Origin of the sequence: Pedobacter xixiisoli (genome assembly GCF_900215335.1) — a bacterium.
GTDB lineage: Bacteria > Bacteroidota > Bacteroidia > Sphingobacteriales > Sphingobacteriaceae > Pedobacter > Pedobacter xixiisoli.
This window is the reverse complement of the sequence record NZ_OCMT01000001.1, coordinates 42,426-61,071: the sequence shown is the minus strand read 5'-3', so window position 1 is coordinate 61,071 and position 18,646 is coordinate 42,426. Positions and strand designations below refer to the sequence as shown.

Below are 18,646 nucleotides of genomic sequence, written 5' to 3'. Positions count from 1 at the left end.
AACGACTAGAAAAAATTAATCTTCGTAAGTCTTTTAAAGCTAAACAAAAGCGGAGAAACCCGTAATCGCTCTTCCTACAATTAAAGTATTGATTTCTTTGGTTCCTTCGTACGAGTAAATCGCTTCGGCATCTGCCACAAAACGGGCAACGTTATATTCTAAAAGGATACCGTTTCCACCCATTACTTCCCTAGCTTTACTTACCACATCTCTTGTGCGAAGAGAACAAAAAACTTTAGCTAAGGAAGCATGTTCGTCTTTCAGCAATCCTTGATCTTGTAATTGAGATAACCTAAAACAAAGTGTCTGCATAGCTGTAAGATTGGACAGCATTTCTACCAAATGATTCTGTATCAACTGAAAAGAAGCGATTGGTTTTCCGAATTGCTTCCTAGTTCTCGTATAATCTAAGGCGTTTTCGTAAGCACCACGAGCGCATCCAACTGCTTGCCAAGCTACGCCAGCCCTGGTCATCTGCAACACTTTTGCCGTATCTTTAAACGAATTGGCATTTTGCAACCTATCACTTTCCTTTATTTTACAATTAGTTAGTGTGATTAATCCATTCTGAACGATGCGCAGAGCCATTTTATCCTCCATCTTTTCTACTGCAAACCCTGGATTATCCTTCTCTAGAATAAAACCTTTTACATCGCCACTATCTTCGTCTCTTGCCCAAATAATTAGAATATCTGCAAATGTTGCATTACCGATCCATTTCTTCTGACCGTTAAGCACCCATTCATCACCTATTTTTTTGCAGGTGGTAGTTAACCCTCCAGCTGCCGCAGATCCTACTTCTGGTTCGGTTAAACCAAAAGCCCCAATAGTTTTAAATTGTTGCATAGATGGCAACCACTTTTGCTTTTGTTCCTCAGAACCACAGATGTAAATAGAACCCATTGCCAAACCACTTTGCACGCCAAAAAATGTCGATAATGAAGTATCTATTCTCGCCATTTCCATAGCTAAAATCCCCTCCATCAAATTAGATTTACCTGGGCATCCGTAACCTTTGTAAGTTAATCCACATACATTTAGTTCGGCCAATTTTGGTATAATTTCAAACGGAAACTCAGCTTTATTCCAGTAATGGTTCACTATAGGCTTTACTTCCTTTTCTAGGAACGAACGTACTTTTAACTGCAATGCCCTATCTTCATCGTTCAAAGCTTCATCCCCGAGATGATAAAAATCTCCTTCAATAGGCGGCAATTCTTTTTTTCGAGAACTTCCACCCATCATTTTCATCATCCCTTGCAGCTGTTTTTCGTCGAGGCTAGAGATGGTTTCTACCATTTTCGGCAGGTCAACTTTTTTGGAAAGTGCATCCAGTTTCTGAAAGTCTACACTTTTAAATAATTGATAAGCATTTTTTAAAGAGGAAAATAGATTGGACATACATGGGAATTTTAAAGTAGTAAATTAGAAGCCAATTAATGACTTCATTATTTTACTTTAAACATAAAACTGCCCAAATTGTTGGCTTTGAAAGGATTTTGTTACCTCAAATCGAATAAATTATCTACTCCCAAAAGTTTTTTAGAAGTAAAACCTTCGCCATATTCTGCTCCAATATTCTTGCCCATTTCTCTAGCTCTAGCAATTACCGATTGCAGAAAACCTGGAGTAGAGATATAGGTTTGAGGTTCATCTTCATTTGGACTATCGAACTGAGTTTTAAAAGCTCTAATGGCTTCTATTTTCTGCTCCATTTGTTCAGAAATATCGATAATGATATCGGGTTTGATGTAAGTGTCCTGAATATATTGTAAGGTTAGTCTTGGTCGCCAAGGCTGTTGATTAACACCATCCACAGCAGTTTCCACTTTTCTCAGTCCAGAAAGGAAGATAGCGTCATTAGATAAATCAGATGCTCTACCATGATCAGGATGACGATCATATAAAGCATTTGTTAAAATGATTTCTGGTTGGTATTTACGAATCATCTTCACTACTTCCAACTGATGTTCTTCGTCATTTTTAAAGAACCCATCTCTGATACCTATATTTTCTCTGGCATGAATTCCCATAATTGCAGAAGCATTTCTTGATTCCTCTGCACGAGTTTCAACAGTACCACGTGTTCCTAATTCACCTCTGGTAAAATCTATAATCCCTACTTTTTTACCTTGGGCAATATGTTTGATAATGGTACCAGAGCATCCCAATTCTGCATCGTCTGGATGAACCGCTAATACCAATAGATCTAGTTTCATGTATATTCCAATTTTATCACTAAGGCATAAAGAATACTAAGCAAATTTATTTTGTGTCCTTAGTGTCTTTGTGGTTAGTATATTTAGACATTCTCTTGTAAAAGACGTTGTATTTTCTTCTTCACTTTTGATGAAGTTGGCTTGGTAAAGGGAAAGAAATATTCTACCACCTCTCCTTTCTTGTTGATTAGATATTTATGGAAATTCCAGCGTGGCGTAGAAGTTAAATTTCCATTTTGTTTTTTTTCAGCTAAGAACTTAAACAGCGGATGCGCTTCCTTTCCTCTAACCATTATTTTATCAAAAATGGGAAACTGAACACCATAATTCACTTCGCAAAACTCATTAATAGCATTGCCATCTAAGGGTTCCTGCTTTCCAAAATCGTTAGATGGAAATCCTAAGACTTCAAAACCTTGTTCAGAAAACTCGTCTCTAATTTGTTGTAATTCTTTTAGCTGAGGAGTAAAACCACAACCAGAAGCTGTGTTTACGATCAACAATACTTTGCCATTGTAATCGGCTAAGTTTTTATCTGTTCCATTGATAAGGCGAGCCTTAAACGGATACACTGTTGGATTTACCTTCATATTTAAACTTTACTGATAGTAGCCCGAGCTTCTGATGATCGATTCGATATCTCTATCTTCTTGCACATTGTAGGTGTTTTTCAAATTATGCCCTACAACCCTTGCAACAAGTTGATAAGAAAATGCTGCGAATTTACCTTTGGTTTGCTTCACTATATCATAAGTGGTGCGCCCTACTTCTCTATCAATTAATTTCGTTAATATTTGTCCCTGAGTAATGGTCAACTCCTTTATTTCGGTATTGAACATTTTCTTAATTTCATTATCGCATTCCTTCACTAAACGCTTTTGCTCTTTTTTATCAGCTACTACAGCTAAGTCACGTTCCAATTTTTCGTATCTCCTTTTGGCAAACAAAGCATAAGGCATTACTTTCAGTACATTATATCTTAACCTGTTATACATAGCCTGCTCTTGAGGCGATTTCCAGATCCGATTACCAAGGATTACCACTTCTTTTAAGCCAATCCACGGGATCATGTATCCTCCATCATTGGTAGCAGCTACACGAATGGTATCATTTTTGCCCAATTTTGGCCAAATACCAGTTGATGTGCTGTCTTGGGCTTTTGCACCAAAACCAACAATCATGACAATTGAAACAGCAAAAAGACGATAAAATTTCATAAATTTATGCCTATTCAAAGTTAGCGCTATTTTTATATATTCGTTTTTAACTACAACCCAATATAAGACTTTATAGTGTAATATCACTATAATTTTACCTATAAAACACAAATGAAGAATACTTTGGTTATAGATCTTGAGGCAGAGAAGAAAGAGATACTAAAAAGGTACCGTGCTTTGTTACGTGCCTCTAAATCGACACTCCAAAAAGGAGATAAAAAGGAAATACGCAAGGCTTTCGACATGGCACTGGAAAGTCATAAAGATATGCGCCGTAAATCTGGCGAACCTTATATATACCACCCAATTGCAGTAGCACAAATTGCCGCGGAAGAAATTGGCTTAGGTACTACCTCTATCGTTTGCGCCTTGCTTCATGACGTGGTGGAAGATACGGACATCACTTTGGAAGATATCGAACGTGAGTTTGGTAAAAAAACCGCAAAAATAATTGACGGTTTAACTAAGATATCAGGTGTTTTTGACACCAATAGTTCTCTACAGGCAGAGAATTTCAGAAAAATGTTACTGACGCTTGCGGATGATGTTAGGGTAATTTTAATTAAACTAGCAGATAGATTGCACAATATGCGTACGATGGACTTCATGCCTCGTCACAAACAATTGAAAATCGCTTCTGAAACTATTTATTTATACGCTCCTTTAGCTCACCGTTTGGGCCTGTATGCTATAAAATCTGAGTTAGAAGATTTATCAATGAAATATTTGGAGCCCGATACCTACAAATACATTGCTACACAGCTTAACGAGAAAAAAGCGGAAAGAAATGCTTTTGTCAAGAGCTTCGTAGAGCCTATCAATGATATTTTAGCGGAACAAGGTTTAATTGCAAATGTTTACGGCCGTCCAAAATCAATCCATTCTATATGGAATAAGATGAAGAAAAAGAATATCCCTTTTGAAGAAGTGTATGATCTTTTCGCTATCAGGATTATTTTAGACAGTTCACCAGAAAGTGAAAAAGCGGATTGTTGGAAAGCTTACTCCATTGTTACCGACCTATATCGTCCAAACCCTGACCGTTTAAGAGACTGGGTTTCTTCACCCAAGGGAAACGGCTACGAGTCGCTGCATACTACCGTGATGGGACCAAAAGGCCAATGGGTAGAAGTGCAAATTCGTACACAACGAATGAACGAAATTGCAGAAAAAGGATTCGCTGCGCACTGGAAATACAAGGAAAGCAGCAATGACAATGGTCTCGACCAATGGATCATGAAAGTGAGGGAAATGTTGAGCAATCCAGAGTCTAATGCTTTAGATTTCTTGGACGACTTCAAAATGAACTTGTTTTCTGATGAGATTTTCATTTTCACACCAAAGGGAGCTTTATTACAATTGCCGCTAGGCGCTACTGCTTTAGATTTTGCTTTTGAAATCCATACCGATATTGGCGCTAAATGTATTGGAGCCAAAGTGAATCATAAATTAGTTCCGCTATCGTACAAATTACAAAATGGTGATCAGGTAGAAATTATTACTTCGAGCAAGCAAACTCCTAAAGAGGACTGGCTGAATATTGTGATGACGGCTAAGGCCAAATCGAAGATCAAATCATCCTTAAAAGAAGAGAAACGTAAAATTGCGGAAGAAGGCAAAGAGCTATTAGAACGTAAACTAAAATCGCTAAAAATTACTTACAATACCGATAACCTTAATAAACTAAGTTATTTCTTTAAACTTCAATCTACACAAGATCTGTTCATTGCTGTTGCTACCGGAAAAATTGAGCTTAAAGATTTACGAGAGTACGTTGCGAGTGAGAAAGAAATTGAAAATCGAGGCAATGAAAAAGTAAATGACAATGAACGCATTGATGCATTACTTAAAAAAGTTAAAGGTCCAGAGTCTGATGTATTGCTTATCGGAGAAGATTTACAAAAGATAGATTATACTTTAGCTGCTTGTTGTAACCCAATTCCGGGAGATGATGTTTTTGGATTTGTAACGGTAAACGAGGGCATTAAAATACACCGCACCAATTGTCCTAACGCAGCGCAGCTGATGGCCAACTATGGTTACCGTGTGGTTAAAGCTAAATGGAATAGACAACAAGAATTGAGTTTCTTAACGGGTTTACGCATTGTAGGTATTGATGACGTAGGTCTAATTAACAACCTAACGAAGGTGATTTCTAACGATTTTAATGTTAATATTAGATCTATCACTATCGATACCAACGATGGTATTTTCGATGGAAATATCAAAGTTTTTGTAAACGACAAAGACCACTTAGACAACCTCATTAAAAACTTGTTAGAAGTAAAAGGTGTGACAGGCGTAACTAGGTTTGATGCGTAGGTAATGGTTAATGATAAATTATTAATTGTTAATGATGAAAGAGAACATTATAAAGAACAAAAGCTTTAAGTTCTCTATTCGTATTGTGAAACTATATCAATATTTACAAAACCAAAAGAAGGAATTTGTTTTAAGCAAACAGCTGCTACGCTCAGGAACTAGCGTGGGTGCAATGGTTCGTGAAGCAGAGCACGCAGAAACCAGGGCAGACTTTAAACATAAAATGGGCATTGCTCAGAAGGAGATTAATGAGACCATTTATTGGCTACAGCTATTGAAAGAAACTGATTACCTCGAACAGGAACAATTTGAAAGTATTAACAAAGATGCCGTTGAAATCATTAAATTGATTACTGCTATTATAAAAACTATTAAAAGTAATAGTTAGTGATTAGTAAAAAGTGTTGATAATATGCAAAGCCGCTGATAACTGATCATTAACCATTAATAACTAACCATTAACATTCCATCATTTTATCAACATAAATCTGTGTAATCCTTTAATCTCTGTAATCATTTAACTACCTTTGGAATGGAGTTTAAAACTATGTCTGAACAGAACACAAACGAGTTGGTAAGAAAGATATTTGAAGCCTATCTCGAAAATAAAAACTTAAGAAAAACCCCTGAGCGTTTTGCTATTCTAGAAGAAATCTATTCAAGAGATGACCACTTTGATGTAGAAACACTTTACATACACATGAAAAACCAAAAATATCGTGTAAGTAGAGCTACAGTTTACAATACATTAGAGCTATTAGTTTCTTGTGATTTGGTGACTAAACACCAATTTGGCAAGAATATGGCGCAGTTCGAAAAATCTTACGGATATCACCAACACGACCATGTAATTTGTATCGATTGTGGTAAAGTGGTAGAATTCTGCGACCCTCGTATTGGTCAAATCCAAAATATGGTTGGCGAGTTATTAAAGTTCGACATTAAACACCACTCTTTAAACCTTTATGGAGTATGTTTCGATTGTAGCGCAGCGGCAACCATTAAAAACAAAGCACACTAATTATTCACAATAACCAATCTTATTCTCTTAATTTATTATAATGACGCAAGTAGATGTACTACTAGGCCTGCAATGGGGCGATGAAGGTAAAGGAAAAATCGTTGATGTTCTCAGTCCACAATATGATTTAATAGCTCGCTTTCAAGGCGGTCCAAATGCTGGACATACCCTAGAATTCGATGGTAAAAAATTTGTATTGAATACGATCCCATCAGGTATTTTCAACGAAAAAACCATGAACCTTATTGGTAATGGCGTTGTGATTGACCCTATCATTTTAAAAAGAGAATTAGATAATTTAAAAGCTGCTGGTCATGATCCAGTTGGCAAAGGAAAATTAGTTTTAGCACGTAAAGCACACCTAATTTTACCCACTCACCAATTATTAGATGCTGCTAACGAGCAAAAAATGGGTGCTGGTAAAATTGGTTCTACATTAAAAGGTATTGGGCCAACTTATATGGACAAAACTGGTAGAAACGGTATCCGTGTTGGTGATACTACATTACCAGACTTCAAAGAAAGATACGAGAAGCTAGTACAAAAACATAAAGACATTCTTTCTCATTATGAATTTGAATACGATTTGGCTGAAAAAGAAGCTGCATTTTTTGAAGCGATCGAATTCATCAAATCTATTCCTCATGTAGATAGCGAGCATTTTGTAAACGGTTATTTAAAAGAAGGCAAAAAAGTATTGGCAGAAGGTGCGCAAGGCGCATTACTAGACGTTGATTTTGGTTCTTATCCTTTTGTAACCTCTTCTAACACTACTACTGCTGGTGCGTGTACCGGTCTAGGTATTGCTCCTAACAAAGTAGGCGATGTTTACGGAATTTTCAAGGCTTATTGTACTAGAGTTGGTGGCGGCCCATTCCCTACCGAATTATTTGACGAAACTGGCGAAACTTTACGTGCAGTAGGTCACGAATTTGGTGCTACTACAGGCAGAGCCCGTCGTTGCGGATGGATTGACCTTCCTGCATTGAAATATGCGATCATGCTTAACGGTGTCACCGAATTAATTATGATGAAAGCTGACGTATTGGATGGCTTTGATACCATTTACGCTTGTACGCATTATGAGCATGATGGACAAACTATTGATTACATGCCATATGACATTATTACTGTAGAACCTAAGCCTGTTTTAAAATCAATTGAAGGCTGGAAGACAGATTTAACCGGCATCACTTCAACAGAGCAAATTCCGTCTCAATTAAATGCTTACATCGAGTTCTTAGAAAAAGAATTAGAAGTGCCAATCAAATTTTTATCGGTTGGACCAGATAGAACACAAACTTTAACTTTGAAATAAAAAAGTTTGATAACAAAAAAAGCTCCCGAAAATTTCGGGAGCTTTTTTTGTTTATTCATCTTCTAACAAACTTACACAGTTTTCAGCTAAAGGTTTCAATCGAGCTGACAACGTAGCAATTGCTTGTTGTTCCTTAATACTTTTGTATAGATTAGTGATGATAGTCAATGTTTGCTCATCAGGTTCACAAGCCTGGTATTTTTCTAAATGCGGAAGTGCTTTTTGAACCATGGCTTTATACTTTTCAAAAGCTTTTGAATTTGCTATTACATTTTTAGCTGCCGAGGCTTCATTCATCTGCTTCACAAAAACCTTTGTTTTGTTCAAATAAATAAACCCCATTGCTCGGTGAATAACTACATAGTTGGGTTCTCCTTTAATTGATTCTGTGTAATGTAGTAATGCATTATCCGAATCACCAACTTCTTCGTACATCCGCCCCAAGTGATATTCTACGTTAGCGAGCTGCTTCCCTGTCAATTCATCTTTCTGCTCCAACAACGCTGAGACTTTCTTTATCAACGCATCGCTACCTTTAGTAGTCCGATAAACAGTAAAATCATGGTAATTTTCTTTTGCTGATTTTTGGGCATTAACAATGATACAACTCCCCATTAGCAAACAAAGCGTTAAGATATTTTTCTTCATAAAAGCAATTAATAATTAAGCCCGAAAGATATAAATTTTAACCTGTGCTTAGTTTACATTTTTTAACTTTGTGAGATAAGAAAATGACCAAAGAGCAAATCAACACTTTTAAAGAAAAAGCCTTAACATATGCTTCAAATTTTGATGTTTGCTGTTATCTAGATTCACATCATTATCAAGACAAATACGGTAAGCACGACTGCCTAATCGCATTTGGTAAAGAAAAGGAGCTGATTGTTCCAACTGGAAATGCTTTCTCTTCATTAAAAAACTTTGTTGAAGAAAACCAAGAATGGATGTTCGGTCTCTTAGCCTACGACTTAAAAGATGAAATAGAAAACTTAGACCACTTCAAAAAAGAAGACTTTTTAGCATTTCCCGACTTATGGTTTTTCATCCCCACCCATCTAATTTCAATTAAAGACGATCGTATCCAAATCATCAAAGGCGATAAAGAAATTGTCAGTAAAATATTAGAAATTTCTATTTTTAAAGAAAAATCTAATGATGATTTAAGTATACAGCAGAAGTTCACCAAAGAAGAATATTTAAATCATATCGAAAAAATTAAACATCATATTAAACGTGGCGATGTTTACGAAATGAATTTCTGTCAAGAGTTTTTTGCCAAAAATGCAATCATCAATCCGCTTGCAACCTATAAAAGTCTAACAGAAGTTTCTCCTACTCCTTTCTCAGGCTTTCTTAAAATTGAGAATAAGTTTATTTTATCGGCTACGCCAGAAAGATTTTTATCTAAAAGGGGTAATATGCTTACTTCTCAGCCGATTAAAGGGACAGCTAAAAGAAGCAAGGACGAAGCGGAAGATTTAACTATCAAAAACACATTAAAAAACAGCAAAAAAGAACAAGCTGAAAATGTAATGATTGTGGATTTGGTTAGGAACGACTTAACGAAAAGTGCTGTAAAAGGAACCGTAAAAGTTGATGAACTGTTTGGAATCTATACGTTTCCACAGGTACACCAAATGATATCTAGTATTAGCTGTGAGCTATCTCCAAATGTTCATTTTGTAGATGCCATTAAAAATACTTTTCCAATGGGATCAATGACAGGAGCTCCGAAGTTAAGGGCAATGCAATTGATTGACCAGTATGAAAGAAGCAAAAGAGGAGTTTACTCTGGGTCTTTCGGCTACATCACTCCAGATGGAGATTTTGATTTCAATGTAGTGATAAGAAGTATTTTGTACAATGCGGAAACTCGATATTTATCGTTCCAAGTAGGCGGCGCAATCACCTATGAATCTGATGCTGAAAAGGAATATGAAGAATGCCTATTGAAAGCATCCGCGATTATGAGCGTGCTAAAAAAATAGCTAATTAGCAGATCTGCTAATTAGCTATTCAGGAAAAATTATTTCCCTTTATAATATTTCATCGCCTCTGGTAAATCTTTTTGTATTTGTGCAATACGAGATTGGTCTGTAGGGTGAGTGCTTAAGAAAGCAGGTGGTTTTTGAGAACCTGCACTAGCTTGTGCCATTCTTTGCCAGAAACCAACAGCATTACTAGGATTATATCCCGCCATTGCCATAAAAGAAAGTCCCATTTTATCGGCTTCTAACTCTTGGTTTCTTCCGTAACTTAGAATGGTTAACTGGCCTCCGATACCGTAAGCTGCGTTGATGTAACTTGCGTATTTAGAATTGGCACTAGCTACGCCAACCGCGGTACCTAAACCTTGAGCTACTGTCATCTGCGAAGCTCTTTCTGCAGAGTGTTGTGCTATTGCATGTGCTACCTCATGTCCCATTACGGTTGCTAGGCCAGCCTCATCTTTAGTTACTGGCAAAATACCTGTGTAAACCGCAATCTTACCTCCCGGCATACACCACGCATTAATCTCTTTACTATCAATCAGGTTATATTCCCATTTATAGTTTTTAATTTGGTCACCATAACCATTTTGATTCATGTATTGCGTTACAGCAGCGGCTATTCTTTGTCCAACACGTTTAACCATTGCTGCATTAGCATTACTAGACGGCACCACTTTTGTAGCTGGGTCGCTCAGTAACTGACTATAACCAATTGCAGCCTGTTGTTGTAATTGGCTGTCGTCTACTAAACTTAATCTGCTACGTCCAGTTAATGGAACAGTTGAGCACGAGGAAATTGCAAGCACTACAGTTGCTATTCCGAAAATTATTGTTTTCTTCATGGTTTTAATTTTATCACCCAACACATAACTGTTTTACAAACAATTTTGTTTGGCAGTTTTGAGCTTAGGCTTGCTTTTTCTTAAATAGATATACTTTTGATTCTTTTCCTTTTAACAGACGTTCTATGTTTTTTTGGTGTGTAACCAATATTAGTACACAAACACATATACTATAGAGCACTTCTGCTTTTACGGATGATTGAAAAACAAAAACTGTGCCCAAAGGAAAAGTAAAACCAGCGCAAATTGAACTTAAAGAAACGTATTTAGAAACTAACAGTACTGTAACAAAAACAGTTACGCAAAGTAGAGCCGCTGGTGGGTTTACGGCCAAAATCATCCCGAAAAGTGTAGCTACTCCTTTGCCTCCTCTAAACCCTGCAAAAATTGGGAATAAATGTCCCATAACGGCAATTACACCCAAGGCCAATTCGTAATTTACAAACTGTGCGGAGTATTTTGGACCAGTTACGGAGAGACCAATAAAATAGGCTAATTTGGTAGCAGTAAAGCCTTTCATGATATCAATTGTCATTACAATGATACCTGGCTTTTTACCTAAAACCCTGAAAGTATTTGTAGCTCCTGCGTTACCACTTCCATATTCCCTTACATCGATACCGTAAAAGGCCTGACCTAGCCAAACGGCTGTAGGTATAGACCCCAAAAGATAGGCCGCAATAAGCGCAGAGATGGAATAGATTGAAATCATTTGCCTACAATGATAATAAAAAAAATGTTTTCGAAAGGTTTAGATAATTCTCTTGCATGCTAAAACGCCTTTAAACTTAAATCTAAACTTTTTACAGAATGTGTTAAAGCGCCCATTGAGATGTAATCTACACCACAAGCTGCGTAGTCTGTTACATTTTCTTCCACAATTCCACCCGAAGCTTCGGTTAAAAACTTACCATCAATTAATTCTACAGCTTGCTTAAGCAATGGCAGTTCAAAATTATCGAGCATAATCCTATCTACCCTACCAATAGTTAATACTTGTTGCAGTTCTTCAATATTTCTTACCTCTATTTCTATTTGCAATTGTTTGCCAGTATCTGTTAAATAAGCATTTGCTTGATTAATGGCATTTGCAATTCCGCCAGCATAGTCTACATGATTATCTTTGATTAAAATCATATCATACAAACCTATCCTGTGATTGACGCCACCACCAATTCTCACCGCCCATTTTTCTAGATACCTTAGACCTGGAGTAGTTTTTCTCGTATCTAGAACCTTAGTTTTATATCCCTCTAATGCTTTTACAATACGATGTGTTTTGGTAGCAATACCGCTCATGCGTTGCATACAGTTTAACACTAAACGTTCTGCCAAAAGAATGGCATGTGTACTGCCATAAACGTTGAAAGCAATGTCTCCGAAATTCACTTCTTGACCATCTTTTAAAAAAACTTCTACTTTTAAAGAAGGGTCTATTTGATTAAAGATTTCAAGAGCAAGCTCAACACCTGCTAAAATTCCTTTTTCCTTAACAATCAGCTTAGCTTTTCCTTGTGTGCCTTGTGGAATTGTAGACAAAGAAGTATGATCACCATCTCCCACATCTTCAGCAATCGCATTTTTTATAAATAGATCAATAAGTTTCTTATCCAAAGCGGTATATTTTTGCTACAAAAATAGCAAAATGCTCATCAATATAGAATTATCTCTCCTGTTCTATCCTTAACTCAGTGATTAAAAAAGCGTTAGAAACTTTTTTCATGGTCACGGTTACCCTAAACTTATCAGTTTTAGAGGTTAAAGAAAGAATTGTAAGTCGGTAATTTGGGTTATTACTCAACTTGTGGATGATGCTGGTTTTACTAGGTGGATTTTTTAGAAAAAAGTCTTTAAGAATTTGCTCAGCTTGTGCTCTATTGTATACATCTTCATGGTCAATAATGATTAATTCTACAGATGTAGCAAAACTTTTCGCTATCTCTTTAGAGTTACCTTGCTTAAAGTGTGCCGCTAGTTCATCAGCAATATCACCCTGCATTGCGCCTTGAAGCGGAAACTGCAGAAACATTACCATGAGCGCAAGTATAGATTTGAACATCATCCTTAAAAACTAAAGTTTAATTACCGCTAAAACTATGCCATTTGTCCGCAATTAAATTCAAATAATTGGGTTTAGGGCTTAATTTCGAGTATATTTGCAAAACAACGTAAAACATTGACAATAACAAATTATAATGGAAACTAAAAAACTGGTACTCTTAATTCTTGATGGATGGGGCTACGGCAAAAGAGATAAATCTGACGCCGCCTATGCTGCCAAAACTCCATTTTTCGATTCTCTATTACAAAACTATCCCAGCTCTAAATTAGAAGCCTCTGGTGAAGCTGTTGGCTTACCTGCAGGACAAATGGGAAATTCGGAGGTAGGACACATGAACTTAGGTGCAGGACGCGTAGTTTACCAAGAATTAGGCCGCATTAACAAAGCAATAACTGATAGAACTTTAAACACCAATGAAACCTTGCTTAATGCATTTTCTTATGCAAAGGCGAATAACAAACCAGTACATTTTATCGGCTTGGTATCCGACGGCGGTGTACATGCCCATATTAACCATTTAATGGCACTTTGTGATGCAGCCAAAGAACAAGGTTTGGAAGATGTATTTGTACATGCGTTTTTAGATGGTAGAGATACAGACCCAAATGGTGGTTTAAATTACATCACTGCGTTAGACAAACATTTGCAAAACTCTACTGGTAAAATCGCCTCTATTGTAGGTAGATACTATGCAATGGATAGAGATAATCGTTGGGAGCGTGTAAAACTAGCTTACGACGTTATGGTGAATGGCATTGGCGCCAAATTCACCAGTCCAGAGATAGCCATCCAACATTCATATACTGAAGGAATTACCGATGAATTTGTTAATCCTGTAGTAATTACTGATGCCGATGGCAACCCAACCGCCACCATCAAAGAAGGTGATGTAGTAATTTGTTTCAATTATCGTACAGACAGGGGTAGAGAAATTACGCAGGCGCTTTGCCAAAAAGATTTCCCAGAGCAAGGCATGACCAAGCTACCATTATACTATGTTACCATGACTACCTATGATGAAAGCTTTGAGAACGTAAATGTGGTTTTTACTAAAGATGATTTGAACAATACTTTAGGTGAAGTTTTAGAAGCCAACAACAAAAATCAAATCAGAATTGCTGAGACAGAAAAGTATCCACACGTAACTTTCTTCTTTTCAGGAGGCAGGGAAAAAGAATTTCACAATGAAAAACGCATTTTAGTTCCTTCTCCAAAAGTTGCTACTTACGATTTGCAACCAGAAATGAGTGCGGCTGGAATTACAGAAGCAATCACCAAGGAACTACAAAGCCAATGGCCAGATTTTGTATGCTTAAACTTCGCTAATCCAGATATGGTTGGACACACAGGTGTATTTGATGCTGTGGTTAAAGCTGTGGAAACTGTGGATGCTTGTGCTCAAACTGTTGTTGAAACGGGAGTTGCCAACGGATATTCTTTTATTATTTTGGCTGACCATGGTAATGCAGAATTTATGTTGAATGCCGATGGTTCTGTAAATACTGCACATACAACTAACTTGGTTCCTTGTATCTTAATCGATAAAGACTACAAGACCGTTGCCGATGGTAAATTGGGAGATATTGGCCCCACTGTGTTAAAAATAATGGGTATTGAGGCTCCTGCTATAATGACAGGAAACTGTTTAGTATAATGAAGCAATCAATTTTAGGTGTATTTGTCTTATTGCTATTTTCTTGCTCATCACAAGAAAGTAAGAAGGCAGATACGCCTACTTATTTTAATCTTGCATCATATTTTGAGGGAGAAATAAGTCGTCTACAAAAAACAGACCCAACAATAGCCAAAAGCGTGATTGCAGCAGGCAGAACAGAACAGCTTGCCATCAAAATAAATGACTGGAAAACAGAATTATCCAGCTTTAGCACCGCTGATATCAATAAAGCTTCGTGGAAAGGCGAGTTTACTGAAACGGTAATCGATGGCAATATCAATTACACTACGAGCAACCTAAAAATCCCTATTAAGAGGATTGAAATTCTAAAAGCGAATAACCAGATCAAAGGAATCAAGATATTCAAGACCACAAAAAACTACCTGTATACTTCTACAGATACACTTTTATATTATCCAGATAGTTTATACTTTATTCAAAACCTACAGGATATTACATTTCTTGGTGAGAAAAGATATCAGGTTACTGGAAAATTCAAATAGAGTTATTTAAGGCTAGCAATTTGAGCTTTTACATAATCAATTAATGAAACCACATCTTTTTTAAGTGGCTGCATCGTTAATATTTTCTGAAAATCGGCAATTGAACTATTAAACAAAGTGATGCAAGCATTTTTATCTGCTGATTTCTTTGCTTTATAAGACTTGAAAATACCATAGTCTTTATAAGCTACACCCCTATTTTGCAAAATCTGAATATCTTCTTCGCCGCTAATCTCCATCGCTTTAGAAAAATCTTTAATTGCAGAGCTGTAAAAGCTATCTCTCATTTGATTAAGCGCTTCTTTAGGTGCATTTGCGATATTCAATCTAGCTTTTCCTCTATAATAAAATGCAGAATAATCACTTGGCTTTTGAGCTATTAAACGAGAATAGGCACCAATAGCATTTTCAAAATCCCCATTCTGGAAATAAGAATAGCCCAACATCTTCAACACATTAATATTACTCGGGTCTTTCGCTTCAGCTTTTTCGAGTTGCACTACGGCAGTTTTAAAATCGCCTTTCATCCAAGCTTGAGTACCTTGTTTCTCGAAATTGCTTTGCGCCTGAGCGGTGATACTAAATGAAATAGCTAAAAATAGTAAGTAAGATTTTGTAAGGAGTTTCATTAAAATGTTTTTATTAAATCTACACATTTTCTGAAATGAAAAATATGTTAATTAATTTTCATGTGCAATTATACAATTAAACGCACAATAATTGTAAATATGATTTTTCCGTTTGCTTTTATTTACATGACGTTTTTACCGAAAACTAATTTTGGTAGAAAAGTGTTTCAATTAAAATACTTAATTAATTTTAGCACGGCTAAAGTAGCTGTAGTGTCTATAAGAACGAATATTAATCTAAATCGACTTATAGAAACATCGCCTTGCGCAGAAATCTTATTTTTGGCATAGGAGTTGAAATTATACCTCTGCATAATTATTTGATAAATTTAAAGTGGCAATGCTGTCATATTGTCGCCTACCATATAACACACAACTGAATGAGCAAACAAGACCCGTTTGATTTTAATACTTTACCTATTATAAGCGAAGACACAGAGTTTTTCCCGTTGATGTCTCAACAAGACGAAGACGATATGAATAGTGAAGAAACTCCTGAAATACTTTCTATACTTCCATTAAGAAATACTGTACTTTTTCCTGGCGTGGTAATTCCAATTACGGTAGGTAGGGATAAATCTATAAAATTAATTAAGGAAGCCTACAAAGGTGATAGAGTGATTGGTGTAGTAGCACAGAGAGATGTTTCTATCGAAGACCCTACTTTTGAACAACTACACAATGTTGGCACGGTTGCACATATCATTAAAATGCTGCAAATGCCCGATGGAAACACTACCGTGATTATCCAAGGCAAACAGCGTTTCCAATTGGTGCAAGAAATGCAGACAGAGCCATTTATTAAATCGGTTGTAGCCAAATTTACCGAAACAAAGCACAAAAACGATAAAGAGTTTAAGGCTTTGGTAGCGGCAATAAAGGAAATGTCGAGCCAGATTATTCAGCTTTCTCCTAACATTCCAAGTGAGGCAGGAATTGCTTTGAAAAATATTGAGAGCACTTCTTTCTTAATCAATTTCATTTCTTCTAACATGAATGCAGAAATGGCCGACAAGCAAAAAATGCTTGAGATGGGCAATTTGCGCAAACGTGCTGAAAGGGTAATGGAGTTATTGACCTTAGAGCTTCAGATGTTAGAGCTTAAAAATCAAATCCAAACTAAAGTAAGGACTGATTTAGATAAGCAGCAACGCGATTATTTCCTTAATCAGCAACTCAAAACTATTCAAGAAGAGCTAGGCGGCTCTACAGATTTAGAATTTGAAGCCCTACAAGCTCGAGGGAAAAAGAAAAAATGGACGGTAAGTGTAAAAGAGCATTTCAACAAGGAATTAGAAAAATTGGGTAGAATGAACCCTGCCGCTCCAGATTATTCGATCCAAATGAATTATTTGGAATTGCTTTTAGATTTACCTTGGAGAGAATTTACTAAAGACAATTTCGATTTAAAAAGAGCACAACGTGTTTTAGATAAAGACCATTTCGGTTTAGAGAAGGTGAAACAACGTATTATTGAGTACTTAGCCGTGTTAAAACTAAAACGCGACATGAAAGCACCAATTTTGTGTTTGGTTGGCCCTCCAGGAGTTGGAAAAACATCTTTAGGGAAATCTATTGCCAAAGCATTAAACCGTAAATATGTACGTATGGCTTTGGGCGGTGTAAGAGATGAAGCGGAAATCCGTGGGCATCGTAAAACTTACATTGGTGCAATGCCTGGTCGTATCATTCAATCTATCAAAAAAGCGGGCGCAGACAATCCTGTTTTTGTTTTAGATGAAATTGACAAAGTAGGTTCTGACTTTAGAGGTGACCCATCATCAGCTTTGCTTGAAGTGTTGGATCCAGAACAAAACAATGCTTTTAACGACCACTACGTAGAAGCCGAATACGACCTTTCGAATGTTCTTTTCATCGCTACGGCAAACTCTTTAAGCACCATACAACCTGCTTTGTTAGACCGTATGGAGATTATTGAAGTAAACGGTTATACTATTGAAGAGAAAATCGAGATTGCTAAAAAATATCTATTGCCTAAACAAAAAGAAGTGCATGGTTTAGACAGTAAGCAAATCACGCTTAAAAACTCTTTAATCGAGAAAGTGATCGAAGATTATACCAGAGAAAGTGGTGTACGTGGTTTAGAGAAAAAAATTGGTTCGTTAGTACGTGGCATTGCAACTAAAATTGCTATGGAAGAAACCTACGAACCTGCTTTAGATAATGAGGATGTAGAAAGAATTTTAGGTGCGCCTATTTTTGACAAAGATGCTTACGAAGGTAATGAAGTAGCCGGTGTAGTTACAGGTTTAGCTTGGACACAAGTTGGCGGCGATATTCTATTCATCGAAGCAAGCTTAAGTCCAGGTAAAGGTAAATTGACCTTAACCGGAAACTTAGGTGATGTGATGAAAGAATCTGCAGTAATTGCTTTAGCTTATATTAGAGCACATGCATCGCAATTTGACATCAATCACGAGTTGTTCGACAACTTCGATTTACACGTTCACGTTCCTGCTGGCGCTACACCAAAAGATGGACCTTCTGCAGGTATTACAATGTTGACAGCTTTGGTTTCGGCCTTTACACAACGTAAGGTGAAACAAAACCTAGCAATGACTGGCGAAATTACCTTGCGTGGAAAAGTGTTGCCTGTTGGCGGGATCAAGGAGAAAATCTTAGCAGCTAAACGTGCCAACATTAAGGAAATCATTTTATGTAAATCTAACCGTAAGGATATTTTAGAGATTAAGGAAGATTACATCAAAGATTTGAAATTCCACTATGTGACAGAAATGCAAGAAGTAATTGGATTAGCTTTAACCAAAGATAAAGTTAAAAACCCAATTGATTTAACAATAAAAACAAAAACTAGTACTAATTAAT

General features: G+C 36.6%; 18 protein-coding genes. 8 read left to right on the top strand and 10 right to left on the bottom strand.

Annotated features, from left to right (window positions below):
* Positions 1–39: 39 nt before the first annotated feature.
* The 4 genes from CRO54_RS00280 to CRO54_RS00265 form a co-directional block, all read right to left on the bottom strand.
* Positions 40–1,401, bottom strand: a complete 1,362-nt coding sequence (locus CRO54_RS00280; protein ID WP_097127345.1) for an acyl-CoA dehydrogenase family protein — start codon at positions 1,399–1,401, stop codon at positions 40–42.
* Between the two features lie 101 nt (positions 1,402–1,502).
* Positions 1,503–2,219 carry a bacillithiol biosynthesis deacetylase BshB1 gene (bshB1, locus tag CRO54_RS00275; RefSeq protein ID WP_097127343.1) on the bottom strand — a complete coding sequence of 239 codons (717 nt, stop codon included), beginning with the start codon at positions 2,217–2,219 and terminating at the stop codon, positions 1,503–1,505.
* A gap of 83 nt (positions 2,220–2,302) precedes the next feature.
* A complete protein-coding gene (locus CRO54_RS00270) occupies positions 2,303–2,809 on the bottom strand; it encodes a glutathione peroxidase (protein ID WP_097127341.1) in 507 nt (168 codons plus the stop codon).
* Between the two features lie 9 nt (positions 2,810–2,818).
* On the bottom strand, positions 2,819–3,436 hold the full coding sequence (locus tag CRO54_RS00265) for a DUF4294 domain-containing protein (RefSeq protein ID WP_097127326.1): 618 nt from the start codon (positions 3,434–3,436) through the stop codon (positions 2,819–2,821).
* A gap of 111 nt (positions 3,437–3,547) precedes the next feature.
* Here CRO54_RS00265 and CRO54_RS00260 point away from each other — a divergent pair, with 111 nt between their 5' ends.
* From CRO54_RS00260 to CRO54_RS00245, 4 genes are all read left to right on the top strand, one after another.
* Complete coding sequence (locus CRO54_RS00260; protein WP_097127324.1) at positions 3,548–5,758, top strand: RelA/SpoT family protein; 2,211 nt, start codon at positions 3,548–3,550, stop codon at positions 5,756–5,758.
* 34 nt (positions 5,759–5,792) lie between these two features.
* Positions 5,793–6,146, top strand: coding sequence for a four helix bundle protein (locus CRO54_RS00255; protein WP_097129798.1), 354 nt, complete (start codon positions 5,793–5,795; stop codon positions 6,144–6,146).
* A gap of 159 nt (positions 6,147–6,305) precedes the next feature.
* A complete protein-coding gene (locus CRO54_RS00250) occupies positions 6,306–6,779 on the top strand; it encodes a Fur family transcriptional regulator (RefSeq protein WP_097129796.1) in 474 nt (157 codons plus the stop codon).
* A 40-nt stretch (positions 6,780–6,819) separates the two neighbouring features.
* Entirely contained in the window at positions 6,820–8,097 is a 1,278-nt protein-coding gene (locus tag CRO54_RS00245; RefSeq protein ID WP_097127322.1) for an adenylosuccinate synthase, read from the top strand.
* Between the two features lie 51 nt (positions 8,098–8,148).
* Here the strand turns inward: CRO54_RS00245 and CRO54_RS00240 are convergent, their stop codons facing one another.
* Positions 8,149–8,745, bottom strand: a complete 597-nt coding sequence (locus CRO54_RS00240; RefSeq protein WP_097127320.1) for a tetratricopeptide repeat protein — start codon at positions 8,743–8,745, stop codon at positions 8,149–8,151.
* 83 nt (positions 8,746–8,828) lie between these two features.
* Here CRO54_RS00240 and CRO54_RS00235 point away from each other — a divergent pair, with 83 nt between their 5' ends.
* A complete protein-coding gene (locus CRO54_RS00235; protein ID WP_097127317.1) occupies positions 8,829–10,085 on the top strand; it encodes an anthranilate synthase component I family protein in 1,257 nt (418 codons plus the stop codon).
* Positions 10,086–10,123: 38 nt separating this feature from the next.
* On the opposite strand, the gene CRO54_RS00230 is transcribed toward CRO54_RS00235, so the two are convergent.
* The 4 genes from CRO54_RS00230 to CRO54_RS00215 form a co-directional block, all read right to left on the bottom strand.
* A complete protein-coding gene (locus tag CRO54_RS00230) occupies positions 10,124–10,930 on the bottom strand; it encodes a M48 family metallopeptidase (protein WP_097129794.1) in 807 nt (268 codons plus the stop codon).
* Positions 10,931–10,994: 64 nt separating this feature from the next.
* Complete coding sequence (gene plsY, locus CRO54_RS00225; RefSeq protein WP_097127315.1) at positions 10,995–11,642, bottom strand: glycerol-3-phosphate 1-O-acyltransferase PlsY; 648 nt, start codon at positions 11,640–11,642, stop codon at positions 10,995–10,997.
* Positions 11,643–11,701: 59 nt separating this feature from the next.
* Positions 11,702–12,544 carry a carboxylating nicotinate-nucleotide diphosphorylase gene (nadC, locus tag CRO54_RS00220; RefSeq protein WP_097127312.1) on the bottom strand — a complete coding sequence of 281 codons (843 nt, stop codon included), beginning with the start codon at positions 12,542–12,544 and terminating at the stop codon, positions 11,702–11,704.
* Positions 12,545–12,593: 49 nt separating this feature from the next.
* On the bottom strand, positions 12,594–12,992 hold the full coding sequence (locus CRO54_RS00215) for a DUF4783 domain-containing protein (protein WP_244904276.1): 399 nt from the start codon (positions 12,990–12,992) through the stop codon (positions 12,594–12,596).
* A gap of 133 nt (positions 12,993–13,125) precedes the next feature.
* Here CRO54_RS00215 and gpmI point away from each other — a divergent pair, with 133 nt between their 5' ends.
* Complete coding sequence (gene gpmI / locus CRO54_RS00210; protein WP_097127310.1) at positions 13,126–14,646, top strand: 2,3-bisphosphoglycerate-independent phosphoglycerate mutase; 1,521 nt, start codon at positions 13,126–13,128, stop codon at positions 14,644–14,646.
* On the top strand, positions 14,646–15,170 hold the full coding sequence (locus CRO54_RS00205; RefSeq protein ID WP_097127308.1) for a hypothetical protein: 525 nt from the start codon (positions 14,646–14,648) through the stop codon (positions 15,168–15,170). The genes gpmI and CRO54_RS00205 overlap by 1 nt, the downstream gene beginning before the upstream one ends.
* Before the next feature lie 2 nt (positions 15,171–15,172).
* Here CRO54_RS00205 and CRO54_RS00200 read toward each other — a convergent pair whose 3' ends face one another.
* Positions 15,173–15,799, bottom strand: a complete 627-nt coding sequence (locus CRO54_RS00200) for a tetratricopeptide repeat protein (RefSeq protein ID WP_097129789.1) — start codon at positions 15,797–15,799, stop codon at positions 15,173–15,175.
* 380 nt (positions 15,800–16,179) lie between these two features.
* On the opposite strand from CRO54_RS00200, the gene lon reads away from it, so the two are divergent.
* Positions 16,180–18,645, top strand: a complete 2,466-nt coding sequence (gene lon / locus CRO54_RS00195) for an endopeptidase La (RefSeq protein ID WP_097127306.1) — start codon at positions 16,180–16,182, stop codon at positions 18,643–18,645.
* The last annotated feature ends 1 nt before the right edge of the window (position 18,646 follow it).